14 protein-coding genes are annotated in these 15,898 nt (G+C 47.4%); 5 read left to right on the top strand and 9 right to left on the bottom strand.

What is annotated here, in order from left to right:
• Positions 1 to 87: 87 nt before the first annotated feature.
• On the top strand, positions 88 to 981 hold the full coding sequence (locus ACU37H_RS03375) for a phosphodiester glycosidase family protein (RefSeq protein ID WP_472702953.1): 894 nt from the start codon (positions 88 to 90) through the stop codon (positions 979 to 981).
• A gap of 258 nt (positions 982 to 1,239) precedes the next feature.
• On the opposite strand, the gene ACU37H_RS03370 is transcribed toward ACU37H_RS03375, so the two are convergent.
• The 7 genes from ACU37H_RS03370 to ACU37H_RS03340 all read right to left on the bottom strand — a co-directional run bounded on the left by ACU37H_RS03370 (position 1,240) and on the right by ACU37H_RS03340 (position 9,582).
• A complete protein-coding gene (locus tag ACU37H_RS03370) occupies positions 1,240 to 1,899 on the bottom strand; it encodes a CoA transferase subunit B (RefSeq protein WP_472702952.1) in 660 nt (219 codons plus the stop codon).
• A gap of 140 nt (positions 1,900 to 2,039) precedes the next feature.
• Positions 2,040 to 2,732, bottom strand: a complete 693-nt coding sequence (locus ACU37H_RS03365; protein ID WP_472702951.1) for a CoA transferase subunit A — start codon at positions 2,730 to 2,732, stop codon at positions 2,040 to 2,042.
• A gap of 54 nt (positions 2,733 to 2,786) precedes the next feature.
• Entirely contained in the window at positions 2,787 to 3,644 is an 858-nt protein-coding gene (locus ACU37H_RS03360; RefSeq protein ID WP_472702950.1) for a hydroxymethylglutaryl-CoA lyase-like TIM-barrel protein, read from the bottom strand.
• 84 nt (positions 3,645 to 3,728) lie between these two features.
• Positions 3,729 to 4,874, bottom strand: coding sequence for an acyl-CoA dehydrogenase family protein (locus ACU37H_RS03355; protein ID WP_472702949.1), 1,146 nt, complete (start codon positions 4,872 to 4,874; stop codon positions 3,729 to 3,731).
• A gap of 25 nt (positions 4,875 to 4,899) precedes the next feature.
• Positions 4,900 to 6,966 (bottom strand): acetyl/propionyl/methylcrotonyl-CoA carboxylase subunit alpha, encoded by a 2,067-nt coding sequence (locus tag ACU37H_RS03350; RefSeq protein ID WP_472702948.1) that lies wholly within the window; start codon positions 6,964 to 6,966, stop codon positions 4,900 to 4,902.
• Between the two features lie 105 nt (positions 6,967 to 7,071).
• Complete coding sequence (locus ACU37H_RS03345) at positions 7,072 to 7,863, bottom strand: enoyl-CoA hydratase-related protein (RefSeq protein WP_472702947.1); 792 nt, start codon at positions 7,861 to 7,863, stop codon at positions 7,072 to 7,074.
• Positions 7,864 to 7,974: 111 nt separating this feature from the next.
• Positions 7,975 to 9,582, bottom strand: coding sequence for a carboxyl transferase domain-containing protein (locus ACU37H_RS03340; RefSeq protein WP_472702946.1), 1,608 nt, complete (start codon positions 9,580 to 9,582; stop codon positions 7,975 to 7,977).
• A 180-nt stretch (positions 9,583 to 9,762) separates the two neighbouring features.
• Here ACU37H_RS03340 and ACU37H_RS03335 point away from each other — a divergent pair, with 180 nt between their 5' ends.
• The 3 genes from ACU37H_RS03335 to ccsA all read left to right on the top strand — a co-directional run bounded on the left by ACU37H_RS03335 (position 9,763) and on the right by ccsA (position 14,176).
• Positions 9,763 to 10,950 carry an ATP-binding protein gene (locus ACU37H_RS03335; RefSeq protein WP_472702945.1) on the top strand — a complete coding sequence of 396 codons (1,188 nt, stop codon included), beginning with the start codon at positions 9,763 to 9,765 and terminating at the stop codon, positions 10,948 to 10,950.
• Between the two features lie 176 nt (positions 10,951 to 11,126).
• The gene (locus ACU37H_RS03330) at positions 11,127 to 11,576 is read left to right on the top strand and encodes a cytochrome c maturation protein CcmE domain-containing protein (protein WP_472702944.1); all 450 of its coding nucleotides are present in this window, start codon (positions 11,127 to 11,129) and stop codon (positions 11,574 to 11,576) included.
• 5 nt (positions 11,577 to 11,581) lie between these two features.
• Positions 11,582 to 14,176, top strand: coding sequence for a cytochrome c biogenesis protein CcsA (gene ccsA, locus ACU37H_RS03325; RefSeq protein ID WP_472702943.1), 2,595 nt, complete (start codon positions 11,582 to 11,584; stop codon positions 14,174 to 14,176).
• Positions 14,177 to 14,190: 14 nt separating this feature from the next.
• Here ccsA and ACU37H_RS03320 read toward each other — a convergent pair whose 3' ends face one another.
• Positions 14,191 to 14,490 (bottom strand): type II toxin-antitoxin system RelE/ParE family toxin, encoded by a 300-nt coding sequence (locus ACU37H_RS03320; protein ID WP_472702942.1) that lies wholly within the window; start codon positions 14,488 to 14,490, stop codon positions 14,191 to 14,193.
• A complete protein-coding gene (locus ACU37H_RS03315) occupies positions 14,472 to 14,714 on the bottom strand; it encodes a hypothetical protein (protein WP_472702941.1) in 243 nt (80 codons plus the stop codon). Before ACU37H_RS03315 ends, ACU37H_RS03320 begins: the two co-directional genes overlap by 19 nt.
• Before the next feature lie 285 nt (positions 14,715 to 14,999).
• Between ACU37H_RS03315 and atpG the strand changes: the two genes are divergently transcribed.
• Positions 15,000 to 15,881, top strand: coding sequence for an ATP synthase F1 subunit gamma (gene atpG, locus ACU37H_RS03310; RefSeq protein WP_472702940.1), 882 nt, complete (start codon positions 15,000 to 15,002; stop codon positions 15,879 to 15,881).
• The last annotated feature ends 17 nt before the right edge of the window (positions 15,882 to 15,898 follow it).

Genomic DNA, 15,898 nt, shown 5'->3' with positions numbered 1-15,898 from the left:
TAGAACCTGGCGAAACTACATAAAGAAAGACCGTATTTTTATCAAAAAATCATGAATTTTTCCCTCGGGCCACTTTTTAAACCGGAAATGGATAGGACTCTCAAATCAAATAACAAGAGTAGACCCATTAATGTAGACAAAGCTTTTATTCTCGGCCTGTTAATGTTGGTTGCGCCATTGTTGATACGCGCACAGGATCTGGATTCGGCCATCTTCGTTAATGCTGCATGGCACAAGGAGCAGATCGGTCGAAAAGCAGACCTGTACCGGTTTCATTTTGACCATAAAAATTTATTCGGGGCTAATGAGTATATCAGTTATGTCAGGGTCCGCAAAAGCCGGAAAAACAAACTCGCGTTGGCTGCAGAGCCAAAGTTATTGCGTACGGTGACCAGCTTCGCTCAAAATCATAACGCACGCGCAGCGATAAACGGGAATTTTTTTGATGTGAAGAACGGCGGAGCCGTGGATTTTACCAAGGTGGATGGCCACGTAATTAATGAGAGCCATATGGGTAAAAACAATGAGCCCGACTTTCATCAAAAGGCAGCGGTCATTATTCATAAAGGCCGGCCCAGGATCGTTAAACGGGAAGACGAAAGCGATTGGAAAAAACAACTTGCGGCTGCTAACGTTATGTTGAGCGGCCCGCTTTTGCTTTATAACGATAAAAACGAAGTGCTGGATTCCAGTAAGTTTAATGTTGCCAGACATCCGCGCACTTGTGTTGGAATCGACAAGCACGGAGCATTGATCATGCTGGTCGTGGACGGCCGTAATGCTAATTCAGCGGGCACGAGTTTGTTTGAGCTTACGAAGATCATGCGGTGGCTTGGATGTGAAACGGCCATCAATTTCGATGGGGGAGGCTCGTCTACCTTATGGGTGCGGAGAAAGGGAGTGGTCAATCATCCGACCGATAATAAAAAATGGGATCACGAAGGCGAACGTAAAGTGGCTAATGTATTGTATCTGAAATAACCAGACGAAGCATTGGTTAGTTTGCCACAAATGCCCGGATAAGTCCTGGTCTTAACGCTATTGTCGATTTTACCTGCTTGGCAAAAACATCATCTTACGATGTTAAATAGGCGTTGTTTGGACATTTGTGGCGCTATGACTGCGTGAGACCGGGACGGTCAGACGCGTATTTCAGTCCTGGTTTGGACGCTATCGTCGATGTCAATTGCCCCCGAATATTTTGCCTGACTCAATAGGATTAGCGTCATTCGTGTGAGGCTATTTAAACTGCATTTCTGGTATTGCTCCTTTTACGATTAAATTACCTTCAGTAGCTTTTTGAATTTCTTCTACACTGACGCCGGGAGCGCGCTCGAGCAGCACAAAGCCATCTGTACTTACTTCCATAACTGCCAGATCGGTCACCACTTTTTTTACACAACGCACACCGGTCAATGGCAGGGTGCAAGCCTTTAATAGTTTGGATTTTCCGTCTTTGCTCGTGTGTTGCATGGCCACAATGATGTTCTTCGCTGAGGCTACCAGGTCCATAGCGCCTCCCATCCCTTTTACCATTTTACCGGGAATCTTCCAGCTGGCAATATCGCCCTGATCGGTCACTTCGAAGGCGCCCAGTACGGTAAGGTCAACATGTCCGCCACGGATCATGGCAAAGCTGGTGGCTGAATCGAAAAACACACCGCCGGGCATCACCGTGACGGTTTGTTTTCCTGCATTGATCAGGTCAGGATCTGCCTGGCCCTTCGAAGGGAAAGAGCCCATGCCCAGCAAACCATTTTCTGATTGTAAGATCACCTCCATTCCATCCGGAATATAATTGGCCACCAGCGTCGGAATGCCTATTCCCAGGTTGACATAGTAACCGTCCTGAAGTTCCTGGGCGATGCGTTGTGCTATCTGTTCTTTTGTTAATGACATTTGATTGTTTTTAATGAGTCGGTGATGGTAGTTAGTTAGTAGGAATCGGCAAGTAGGGAGTGGGGGATAGCAAGCAGGGAGTAATCCGCGCGCTGCCTATTTATATACGTCCCTACTTTCTACTTCCTATTGCGTTCTCCCTAACTCATCTCCGTTAGCTTCTCAATTCGTTTTTCATAACCGGAACCTTTGAAAATCCGCTGCACAAAAATTCCGGGTGTATGGATCTGCGTAGGGTCCAGCTCGCCGGCCGGAACTAATTCTTCCACTTCAGCAATGGTGGTCTTTCCTGCCATGGCCATCGGTTGGTTAAAGTTATTGGCTGTCGCACGATAGATCAGGTTGCCATGGGTGTCACCCTTCCAGGCTTTGACGATGGCAAAGTCACCTGTAATGGCACGTTCCAGCAGGTGTGGCTTGCCTTCAAACTCACGGGTCTCCTTGCCTTCAGCTACTTCTGTTCCATAACCAGCGGGCACATAAAACGCGGGGATGCCCGCTCCGCCTGCGCGGCAGCGTTCTGCCAGCGTCCCTTGCGGAATAAGTTCTACTTCAAGTTCGCCCGCCAGTAATTGTCGTTCAAATTCTGCGTTCTCGCCGACATAGGAGGAGATCATCTTCCGGATCTGCTTTTTTTGTAACAATAATCCTAATCCGAAGTCATCGACACCGGCGTTATTACTGACGCAGGTCAGCTGTTTTACTCCCGACGCTACCAGGGCGCTGATGCAATTTTCGGGTATGCCGCATAGTCCAAAGCCGCCGAGTAAAATAGTCATCCCGTCCTGTATTCCGGCGATCGCTTCCCTCGCATTGTTAACTACTTTTTTCATGTGTTAATTTTTTGCATTTTCATATGTTACATGCTTGTGTATTTTACAAATGTTTTATTTAAATCCGCTGTAATCAACAGCCAGCTTGCGGATCAGTTCTTCATTAAGCTGATGCGCGATCCGTTGTTCCTTGAAATAGTCCAACAGGTCAAGCGTGTTCAGGTTCCCCAGCAATTCAAAGCCTGTCATGGGACAACCGCCTATGCCATTGATCACGCCGTCATAGCTTCTGCAACCTGCTTCCCAGGCCGCAGCGATCTTTTCGCGCCAGTTTGTTTTTTGTGTGTGGATATGAAGCCCCAGCTCAATCCCGGCGCAGGAGGGGAGCAGTGATTGAAAGATGCTCTTAATCGATTCGGCAGTCGCGAGCCCTACTGTGTCAGACAGGGTCACGGCCTGAACACCGCTATCCATCAGCTTCTGCACTGCATCTTTCAAGATATTTTCATTCCATGGGTCACCATAAGGATTACCGAACGCCATGCTGATAAAGACGCGGAACGCTTTCTGATTGGCCGAACTGATATGACCGATCTCCAGCGCGGTAGCATCAATTTTTTCTATCGAAGAATTGATGTTTTTCAGAAGAAAGGTATTACTGATGGAATACGGAAAACCAATGATGTCTACTTTCTCCTGTTCAGCTGAATCTCTTGCCCCGCGGGCATTCCCGACGATGGCGAGCAGTTTTGTGTCAGACAGGTTTTTGTCTATCTGCGCCAGTACTTTGTCGCTGTCGGCCATTTGTGGCACGGCCTTCGGTGATACAAAACTTCCGAAATCAATTACGTCAAATCCGCATTTCATCAGCTCATTGATGTAGGAAGCCCGTGTTTCCACAGGAATGACAAAGGGTAAACCCTGTTGGGCATCGCGCGGACTTTCTGTTATTTTAAGTGACTTACTGATCATAAAACAAAGTTTGAAAATCGTGATCAAGCCTCCGCTCCACTGACGATGGACGATTTGCTATTGGCCATTCGCCATTGGCTTCGCTTAACACCCGATATGTTTAGCGATAACGACACGTTGTATCTCGGATGTTCCTTCTCCGATCTGCAGCAATCGCTGGTCGCGGTAAAATCGCTCGACATTATATTCTTTCATCAGGCCGTAACCGCCGTGTACCTGCACTGCCTCGTCGGCAACTTCCTTTGCAATCTCAGAGCAATAGAGTTTGGCCATAGCTGCCTCTTTGGAAAATGGCTGCTTCGTATCTTTTAACCAACACGCTTTATATAAAAATGTTCGCGCCAGTTCTATTTTCATGGCCATATCCGCTAACTTGAAAGCGATGGCCTGGAACCTGGAAATGTTTTTGCCAAATTGCTTACGTTCCTGCGCATAAGCCAGAGCCATTTCATAAGCGCCCTGCGCACAACCCAGGCCCATAGCTGCTATGCTCAAACGACCCGCGTCTAAGGTTTGCAACATGATCTTCGATCCCTGGCCCGTTTTGCCTAAGGTGTTGGTTTTGGAAACCCGGCATTCATCAAAGAATAACTGCGAAGTGTCGCTCGCGCGCCACATCATCTTGCCGTGCATAGCCTGCTGGCTAAAGCCCGGCGTACCTTTCTCTACGATAATAGTTGTAAACTCTTTTTTCCCGTTGGGATCACTGGTGACGGTCTGAACGGTCGTGCCCAGGTTGATGTCTACCGCACCGTTGGTGATGAATATCTTGTTGCCGTTAATGACCCAATCATCTCCATCTGACCGGGCCGTAGTTTTTGACGCGCGCGAATCACTGCCCGCTTCAGGTTCGGTCAGTCCAAAACTCCACAGCCCTTTCCCCGTGCAGAGCTGGGGGAGGTGTTTATTTTTTTGTTCTTCGGTACCGTAATTGTAGATCGGCCCGATGCCTAAAGAATTATGCGCCGCCAGCGTAGCTGCCTGTGAACCGTCTACACGGGCGATTTCCTCCACGGCGATGATATAGGAAAGATAGTCCATTCCCGCGCCGCCGTATTGTGGTGGGAGGTAAATGCCCAGTAATCCGAGTTCGCCCATTTGCTGTGTAAGATCATACGAGAATTGTTCTTTCTGATCCAGCTCCTGGGCCACGGGTTTGATTTTCTTTTCGGCAAATTCGCGCACCAGGCTGCGTATTTGTTGATGCTCTTCACTTAAATTGAAATCCATAAATTTTTCTTGATCGTTAGATATTTTAGTTAGTATTGTTGGGTTCGGCCGGGTTTACCTGTAGCAGGTGGGAGCTGGCATCTACTTTATCGCCTTGCCTGACATTGATCTTTCCGATGATGCCGTCAACAGGAGCCGTGATATTGTTTTCCATTTTCATGGCTTCCACGATGAGCAGCACATCTCCTTTTCTTACTGCGTCTCCCTGCTGCACGTTGATCTTAATGACCTTACCCGGCATTGGTGATGAGATGGTGCCGCTATTGCTATCCGACTCCGACACTGCGAATACTTCGCCATCGACACTGGAAATGTCTGTTCTTTCCACCAGGTGAGTGATGCCGTCATACGACACTTCCAACCGGCCGGGGCGCAGTTCGAACAGCGCTACCTCATAAAGTTGGCCGTTCAAAGTCAATTGATAATGGATACCATACTGATGATGGCATGTCGCATGATATTCCTGGTGGTCATAAATAAAGATCAATTCGGAGGCCGTCGCTTCTACAACCTGCACCAGCAGGGGCTTTCCATTGATGATCAGCTCCACAACAGATTGATGCCTCCAATAACCAATGGTCTGCCAGATGTTTTTGGACGGGGATAGAGTAGCTTCGAAAGTTTTGGTGAGTGCGGCAGCAAGTGGCACCCGTATGTCTACCGATAATTGATCCTGTTGCTGTTGATGAATCAGCTGGTCGAGCTGTTCATCGATATATTTAGTGGAGATCCGGTTATGAATATAATCAGAATGCCGCAGCAAGCCGGCCAGGAAATCCAGGTTGGTTTTGATTCCCTTGATATGATATTGCTGCAGCGCGTACAATAGCTGTTGCCGGGCTGCTTCCCGGGTGGAAGCCCATACAATGAGTTTGCTGATCATGGGATCAAAGTCGCCCGAAATATGATCTCCCGTTTCAATTTGCATACCGTCGATCCGTATCGTTACTTCCGGAGCAGGCCTGCTGGTCTGATTCCAGGAGGATCCCGAAGGCAATCCGTCGTCGCCATGCATGGTAGGTTCTTCGTAATAGCTGATCTGACCCGGCGATGGTAAAAAACGGGCTTCCGGATCTTCTGCGTAGATGCGGCATTCAATAGCATGCCCTTTTTGTGCAATGTCTTCTTGTGCGAAGGAGAGTGGTTCTCCATTCGCGATCCGGATCTGTTCTTCTACGATGTCGATGCCTGTAGTGAGCTCGGTCACCGGGTGTTCCACCTGTATGCGGGTATTCATCTCCAGGAAATAAAAGCGGAGCTGTTCATCCACCAGGAACTCCATGGTGCCTGCGCTATAGTAGCCAATCGAAGCCGCGAGCTGCACCGCTGCCTGGCAGATAGCCTGCCTCACTTCCGGAGTGAGAGTAGGGGAAGGCGCTTCTTCGATGATCTTCTGATGTCGCCGCTGCAGGGAACATTCACGCTCAAACAAATGACACACATGGCCCTGCTGATCTCCGATGATCTGCACCTCGATATGTCGCGGCTGGTCTACATATTTTTCGATATACACGCTGCTGTCGCCGAAATAACTGCCGGCTTCCCGCGAAGTCGCTTCCAATGCGTCTTTGAAGGCAGCTTCTTCTTTTACTACGCGCATACCTTTGCCGCCGCCGCCTGCAGCGGCTTTGATCAACAATGGAAATCCTATCTTATGATAATTTTCCAAAAGCTCCGCTGCAGTGCCGGTAATACCGGGCGTTACAGGAACACCGGCTTTCTCGGCTGTTGCTCTTGCCGCGATCTTATTTCCCATGGTGCTGATGGCCGTGGCATTTGGACCGATAAAAACAATAGCTGCTTCCTGGCAGGCTTCGGCAAACAAGGCGTTTTCTGATAAAAAGCCATAACCAGGATGAATAGCATCGGCGCCGGTTTGGCGGGCGGCGGATAAGATCTTTTCAATATTGAGATACGTGTCGCTCAGTTGCGCTCCTTCCAGCAACACCGCTTCATCAGCCTGTTTCCCGAAAGCGGCATCGCTGTCCGCCTGGTTATACACCGCCACTACCGGTATCCCCATCTTGTGTGCCGTCCGTTGGATGCGCAAAGCAATTTCCCCCCGATTGGCTATTAGTATTTTTTGTATCATATCAACTCGGCTCTATTTTTAGTATTAGTCACAGGTTTAGCAGTTCGTTGTGTTTGTGCTACAGTAGATAACGCTTAAGCTTTCGCTACAAATACAAAGCTTGCACTAGTCTACCCAGCCCGGTTTTCGTTTTTCCAGGAATGCTGCCATGCCCTCCTGTCCTTCTTCTGAGGCTCTGATGTCGGCGATCATTTTAGCGGTATAGGATAAAGTTTCTTCCGCTGTTAATTCGTTTACTACCCGGTCGATCAGGTTCTTGCAATGAGCAATCGCCTGGGGGCCGCTTGTCATCAGGGATTGTAAGGTGGCCTGTAAATGGGCTTCCGTTTCATGTATATCTTTAAAACATTTGTTGACCAGTTTGAGGCTTTGTGCCCTCTCGCCGTCGATACGCTGCCCGGTAAGCATCAGCTCCCGCGCAGGAAATTCGCCGATGCGCTTGATAATATAGGGCGCAATGCAGGCAGGAATGATACCGATCTTCACTTCCGATAAAGAAAAGATCGTATCGGCCTCGCAAAACGCGAAGTCACAGGCGGCCAGCAACCCATTGGCACCCCCCATCGCGGCGCCGTGTACGACGGCGAGCGTTGGTTTGGGACAGGTGTAAATGGTTTGAAAGCATTCTGCCAGCTGCAAGCTTTCTTCATAATTCTGATCATGATCATATTGGGCTACATTGCGCATCCAGTTGAGATCGGCGCCGGCGCAGAAGACCTTGCCTCTGCCGCGCAGCACGATAGCCCGCACATCCTGACGTTCGCCCTGCTCTTTGACCGCTTCGATCAACTCGCGGATCATCACTTCGTCAAAGGCATTGCGTACCTGCGGCCTGTTGAGCCAGATGGTGCTGGTCTTGTAGCTGTATTCTATGTCGAGTGTAGTGAAGTTGCTCATGGTTAATAGTCCATTGTTTATGGTATGATCCTTAAAGTTGTTATCTGTTTTTAAGAGCTAAAATGTTTTATGGAATACCCTATGGTCTATCAACCATAAGCCATGACTCCATTACATCCTGAACACGCCATTTTTAGTATCTTCCCACGGCTTATTGAGAGAAGCGGCAATGCCCATGGCGATGATCTTGCGGGTGTCTGCCGGGTCAATAATGCCGTCGTCCCAGATACGTGCCGTGCTGTAATAAGCGGATCCTTCCGCTTCATATTTATCCAGGATAGATTGCCGCAACTCATCTTTCTCTGCGCCGGGAAACACTTTTCCTTTAGCCTTGAGCTGCTCTTCTTTTACCGATGTCAACACGTCTGCCGCCTGTTCGCCACCCATCACGGAAATCTTGGCGTGTGGCCACATGAATAAAAACCTGGGGTCATAAGCGCGTCCGCACATGGCGTAATTGCCTGCGCCAAAGGAGCCGCCGATGACCACAGTAAATTTGGGCACATTGGCATTGGCGACTGCGTGCACCATTTTGGCACCGTCCCTTGCAATGCCCCTCCGCTCATATTCTTTGCCTACGATAAAACCTGTGATATTCTGCAGGAACAGGATCGGCGTTTTCCTCGCAGTACACAATTCGACAAAATGCGCCCCTTTTAATGCAGACTCCCCAAAAAGCACACCGTTATTGGCAATGATGCCCACGGGGAAACCCATAATGTGCGCAAAACCCGTGACAAGGGTAGGTGCATAGTTTTCTTTGAACTCATGAAACCGGCTTCCATCAACGATCCTGGCGATGATCTCTTTCACGTCCACCTGCTTTTTGAGGTCGGCTTGGATGATGCCATACAATTCCTTCGGATCGTAATGCGGCGCTTCGATGTCAACTGCTTGTATGATCTGCTTTACCGGGGGAGCAAAAGTGGACACCAGGTTTCGGCAAATGGCGACGGCATGGCGGTCATTTTCTGCAATGTGGTCGGCCACACCCGAAACAGACGTGTGCACGACAGCGCCGCCCAGGTCTTCCGCACTGACTTCTTCCCCTGTTGCCGCCTTTACCAGGGGCGGACCCCCAATAAAGATGGTTCCCTGGTTGCGCACAATAATGGTTTCGTCGCACATGGCCGGGACATAGGCGCCGCCGGCCGTGCAGGAGCCCATCACCACAGCTATCTGGGGAATACCGGCCGCAGACATCCTGGCCTGGTTGTAGAAAAAACGGCCAAAGTCGAACCGGTCCGGAAAAACCTTGTCCTGTTCCGGTAAAAAGGCGCCGCCGGAATCGACCAGGTAAATGCAGGGCAGATGATTTTCCATCGCTATTTCCTGCGCCCGCACATGTTTTTTAATCGTGTACTGCATGTAGGTGCCTCCCTTTACCGTGGCATCGTTGGCCACGATCATCACTTCCCGGCCCTGCACTAACCCGATGCCGGTTACGATGCCCGCGGAGGGAAACTGGTCATCATGGGTGCCGAAGGCTGCGAGCGGCGACAATTCAAGAAAAGGGGTGTTCGGGTCGATTAGCTGGTCGATGCGTTCCCGGGCGAGCAGCTTGCCCCGTTCCCGGTGTTTTTTGATCGGCGAATTTTCTTCCGGGCGAGTCACTGCGGCCATGCGTTCGCGCCAAACCTGCAAAATGGAGGCATAGTGCTCTTTATTAGCAAGAAAATCAGAGGATTGGGTGTTAATATGGGAAATGATGCGATACAAGGTATTGTTGTTTTACTTCAATAAAAGATACAAAGAAAAGGGGATTTTGTCAAAAACTAACAATTGTTAGTATAAAATTTTTTCTCAACTATAGATTTCAATCTAATCATAAAGTAATACTATTTGATAAAAATTTAATCAAATAGTATTACTTTGCGTTTTTATTCTGAGCAATAAGTGATGAACGAACGCCATATTTATAAAGAACTGGTAGCGCATTTGCAAAAAAAACAGGTGACGGTCATCACCGGGATGCGACGCGTGGGCAAAAGCACTGCTGTAAAGTATGTTTTAAGCCGCGCGAAACATAGTAACTGTCTGTACCTGGATTGCGAACGGATTGAAATTCGATTATTATTGAACCGGCCTGATTATGAGGAGATCAGGGAAGCGCTGGAACTGCGGGGTTTAGATTTTACAAAGCCTTGTATCATCGCTTTTGACGAAATTCAATTAGTGGAAAACCTGCCCAGCCTCATTAAATATTTATATGATACTTATACTGTCAAGTTTATAGTAACCGGTTCAAGTTCCTACTACATGAAAAACCGGTTCTCTGAAAGCCTTGCAGGCCGCAAGAAAATATTTGAAATGTATCCGCTGAATTTTAATGAATTTCTAAGCTTCAAGAATTTTGGTGTGGACATTTTTGAGCAGTATCAGTGGAAAACTTTCAATGATGTGTGGTATAGCAGGGCAAAGGATTGGTATGCAGAATACCTGACTTTCGGCGGTTTTCCGGAAGTCGTATTGGAAAAAGATGAGCGTGATAAACAAGATCTGTTACATGATATTATCAACTCTTATATTGAATTGGATGTAAAATTGCTGTCGGACTATTCAGTCGGCGAGGAATTGTACAAACTGATAAAGTTATTGTCGGCCAGGTCTGGCAACAAAGTGGATTATACTAAGATTAATAATATATCCGGCATTAACCGTCAAAAGGTAGCGTCCTATATCCAGCTGCTGGAGCAAACCTACCTCATTTACCAGGTGCAGCCATTTACCCGTAATATCGACAGGGAGATATCGCAGCAAAAGAAAGTCTATTTCAGTGACATGGGGATTTTAAACACCCTTTCCGAAAACAGGTTGTCGAGAGGGCAGGTATTTGAAAACGCGGTAGCAGCGCAGTTAAAGCCACTCGGCCGTCTCCAGTATTATCAGAAAAAGACCGGCCAGGAAATCGATTTTATCTTTAATGAGGAAACGGCCATAGAAGTGAAGGAAACACCTACAGAACAGGATCTAAACACGCTTACGCAACGGGCAACATCGATCCAGCTGGAGAAGACGATGCTGATTGGCGCGCATCAGCCGGCTACAGGTTTCAAAGCATTTATCTGGACAGGAAGTATCTGGTAATTATCGGATTTTGCCTGATGCTTCTATCTTAGGAGGCGCGTCGGTCGGGTTAACCGGTTAAATCATTCCGGCCGCCAACAATTTTTTTACATTTCTCCAACAAATCATCTTCATTGTTGTTAACTTCTAAAACCGGGCGCTTTGCCTTAATTTTGCGAAAATTTTTCAAGCGTACAATGAAGAAAATACACATTGTTTTGTTGGTTCTGACAGCTGCTGCCATCGCCGTTCTCGTAAGCTTTTTGCAAACTACCACTACCTATGATACGGTGGCCATTGCAAGGTCGAAACCTGGCAAATTTGTTCATCTAATGGCTAAATGGGACAAATCTCAGCCAATGGTGTACGATGCGATCAAGAATCCCAATTATCTTTCTTTTACGGCTGTAGACACGCTGGGCGATAAGATCGAGGTGATTTATCACAGCCCGAAGCCGGAGAATTTTGAGTTGAGTGAACGTTTGGTGATGAAAGGCAAGTACGAGGACGGAAAATTCATTTGCCAAAGTATTCAAACCAAGTGTCCGAGCAAATACAAAGATCAGGACCCTTCCAAACACCCCGGAAATACTAAAGATTCATCTACTTATAACGCCGTTGCCCGGGCCACTACAGTTAAACAGTAATAATTATGGAATACGTAGGCGAGCATCTTTTGCCTGGTCAGATAGGACATTTTTTTATTTTGGTATCGCTGGTTGCTTCGCTCACTGCCGCTTTTGCCTATTTCAAGGCTGTTCAGGCTGCGCCTGATGCTAAAGCCGGCTGGATGAAACTGGCACGACTGTCTTTTTTTACGGAAGTGTTGTCGGTGGTAGTCATTTTTGCCGCACTGTTACATATACTCTATCACCATCTTTTTGAATACAAATACGCCTGGCAACACACCAGCCTTTCTCTGGAGTTCAAGTATATTATGAGCGCCTTCTGGGAAGGACAGGAGGGAAGTACGCTTCTCTGGGCCTTCTGGCATTGTGTGCTGGGACTGATCATTATTAAGCGGGAGAAACAATGGGAAGCGCCCGTGATGTCTGTGGTGAGTTTCGCGCAATTTTTCCTGGCGACGATGATCGTGGGTATTTATGTATTCGATGTAAAAATCGGTTCCAATCCGTTTATATTGTTAAGAGATTCGGGTGTGTTGGATCAGGCGCCCGCTATTCACGTGAATTTTGACATTTCTCAACCTATCCGACCCGATTATCTAACACTTGTGACGGACGGAAACGATCTGAATCCATTGCTTCAGAATTACTGGATGGTGATTCACCCGCCGGTGCTGTTCCTGGGTTTCGCGTCTACACTGATTCCCTTTGCCTTTGCGATGGCGGGTCTGTGGACAAAAGACATTAAAGGTTGGGTAACGAGGGCGATTCCCTGGACACTTTTTTCCGTGGCGATCTTCGGTTTGGGGATTATGATGGGTGCGAAATGGGCTTATGAGTCGCTGAACTTCGGCGGTTACTGGGCCTGGGACCCGGTGGAAAATGCTTCGCTGGTACCCTGGATGATCATGGTATCCGGTTTGCACACGATGCTGATCTATAAGCACAGTGGCTATTCGTTGCGTTCTTCTTTCCTGTTTCTCGCGTTGTCGTTTATATTTATTGTCTACTCCACCTTCCTGACCAAAAGTGGTGTACTGGGTGATTCTTCGGTGCACGCGTTTGCGGATATCGGCATGAACGGGCAGCTATTCCTTTTCCTGATCGTTTTTGTGTGGCTGCCACCTTTCTTTTCCGCTCAAACCGGTCGCCAGCGGCTGATCATCACCGGCGTTACGTTGGTGATGTCGTTAGCCACTTATTTCCTGGCAGAAAAAATACCTGGATTCCCGCTTTATGTGATCCTCGGCGGTATCATCACTTATATCGTCCTGATGAACAAAATGGTGCCTGCGGTCAAAAAAGAAGAGGCGGCATCATCGCGCGAGTTCTGGATGTTCATCGGTTCGCTGGTGTTTTTCCTGGCAGCGATGATCATTATTTTTCAGACCTCTCTTCCGGTATTTAATAAGTTATTCGATTCTAATAAAGCGCCGGGTGAGAACGATGAATTTAATTATAATAAGATCCAGGTGCTGGTGGCCTTCGTGATCGGCATTCTGACTGCTGTGACGCAGTACCTGAAATACAAATCGACCGACACCAAATATTTCATGAATCGCATGCTGACCCCGGCTATCATCAGTGCGTTGGTGGCCACGTTTATCCTCGTGGTGGTGAAGATCAATTATGACGTTCACGGAATGGGTTTCCTGATCAATATCTGGCTGGCGCTGGTGGCTACCGTGTATGCTACAGTGGCGAACGCGGCCTATATCTGGATCGGCATGAATGGTAAGCTGAAGAACAGCGGCGGATCGATTGCCCACTTTGGGTTCGGTTTGATGCTGGTAGGCATGATCCTTTCGTCTTCGAAAAAGGAGATCCTTTCCTGGAACACCAGCGGTATCGCTGTGCCCTTCGGCGAAGAAAGCAAAGAAAAGACCGGTGAAAACCTGACACTGGTGAAGGGCGTGCCGATGCAGATGAACCATTATATGGTAACTTATGTCGGAGATTCGGCTCACCCCAAAAAAGAGCAAACGTTTTTCAAGATCAATTTTAAGTCTAAAGAGAACAACGAGACCTTTACGCTCATGCCAAATGCCTTCGTGAACTATAAAGGTAATGAGGGACTGATGGCGAACCCTTCCAGCAAACATTACTGGAACCATGATGTGTTTACGTATGTTTCTTCATTCTACAAACCTGACGCGCAAAACGATACGGCCCGTTTTAAACCGAATACTATACCCGCAAATGATACCATTTTCTACAGCAAAGGTTTCATCACGGTTGAAAAGCTGGCGGCTAAAAATAACCTGCCTGTTGCAGGCTTTAGTGCGGCTGATACCGGCTATACGGCGTCGGTGAAAGTGCAGGAGCTTAACGGTCCGTCTTATACTTCTGACCTGCTGCTGATCCGCAACGGCGGTAAAACGCTGTATCAAACTCAGGATACGGTAATGGCGCAAAGTCTGGTATTACGATTGGAAGACGCGGGTAACAACTCGGTAACAATCGGTGTGAAAGAGTCGAACGATGTGCTGGAATACCTGACGCTGAAGGCTTATAAGTTTCCCTACATCAACCTGGTTTGGGGAGGGGTGATCTTCCTGGTGATCGGAACCCTGATCAGCATGTTCCGTCGGATCAGGTTGCAAAAACTGAAAGCGGCCTGATGTACAAATCAGGCTTATTCAACTTTTAGTGTGGACTCGCTTCGTCGGCTATCCCATATAGATAGTACTTTGATTTTTTTGTCATCGAACTCATAAAAAAGTAAATAATTGCGGATTGACTTGACTCGAACGTCCTCAAAATCTGTCTGGCGTCCGATTGTAGGATTCTTAGCTAGCTGTTTAATGATTTCGATAATAAGTCGGTTTAACTTTATGCTGTAGCTACTGGATTTGTTGCGTTCAGTCCAGTAATAAAGAATTTCCTTACGTTCGTGGTTAGCCTTTTGGGTCCAGGTTATTTTTCTAGTAGCCATTTAGCAATATCTTCGTTAGCTTGGTCTTCACTTAAGACCTCGTCGTTTTTAGCTTCCATTATTCTGGATTTTTGAGCCTCACTGAGTTGGAAAACCCCCTTGTCTAACTCGAAATCTAAAAACTGGTGGATTTCTTCCATGATATGTATTTCCTGGAGTTGAGCAATTTTATTTATCAAGTCGATTTTCAGGTCTGTTGCATTCATGGCTTCAAATTCAGTCAAATTTACATGAAGTTTTTCACTTTGAAATTACCGGGCTCATTTTTGACGTAGGTACGCTTTTTAACAACAGGAATACCAGCGACTTTGATGGTGAATATTGACGCGATGCGAAATTTACTCAAGTGTTAAGCTCAATAAGGTCTTGATCTCTTTATGAACGAGCTATCGCGCTCCTATCCGCCCTGACTACAGGATACAACAACCTTTTCCACATATTTTATTTATATATTGAAAATTGGCGTTTTGCACGTACTTTTGCGCCCTGAAAACCAAAGATTCTAAAGAATGGCAGGCCAGTTAAAAGAAGTTCGAAATCGTATATCCTCTGTGCAAAGTATGCAGCAGATCACCAAAGCAATGAAAATGGTGAGCGCTGCCAAATTCCGCCGTGCGCAGGATGCTATTGTTCAGATGCGTCCCTACGCTCAGAAGCTCCAGGATGTGTTGAGTAATATCGTTAGCAACAGCGACGGGGAAATCAAGATGGCTTTGGCGGAAGAAAGACCGGTAGAGAAGGTATTGTTGATCGTGATCACGAGCGACCGCGGTCTTGCAGGCGCTTTCAACTCCAACGTGGTAAAGCTGGCCAGAAATGTGATTCGCGAGAAATACCAGAGCCAGTTTGACAAAGGAAATGTGACCATCTGGAACCTGGGAAAAAAAGGATATGAGGCCCTTACTAAATTCGGCTATAAAACCAACGATGAGCACAAGGATATCTTTTTGAATCTTAGCTTCGACAACGTGCATAAAATTTCTCTCGCTGCAATGAAGGCTTACGAAGAGAAGCAATTTGACGCGATCGAGATCGTTTACAGCCAGTTCAAAAACGCGGCTACGCAGCTCTTTACTGCAGAGCAGTTCCTTCCTATTCCCAAAGTGGAACAACAAAAAGGAGCGCCCAAAGCCGATTTTATATTTGATCCCAACAAGGCAGAGCTGATTGCCGAGCTGATGCCCAAGATCCTCAATACACAACTTTACAAAGCAGTGCTGGACTCGCATGCATCCGAACATGGCGCCCGTATGACTTCCATGGATAAAGCAAGTGAGAATGCCAACGAAATGTTGCGCAACCTGAAACTGTCTTATAACCGTGCAAGACAGGCTGCTATTACCACCGAGCTTACGGAAATTGTAAGCGGTGCCGCAGCATTGCAGGGATAAAAGTTAAATGTTTGCGG

It is taken from the genome of Niabella sp. ZPM-14 (assembly GCF_055693045.2).
Note: the sequence above shows the minus strand (reverse complement) of the source record. Positions and strands in the feature narration are given on the sequence as shown.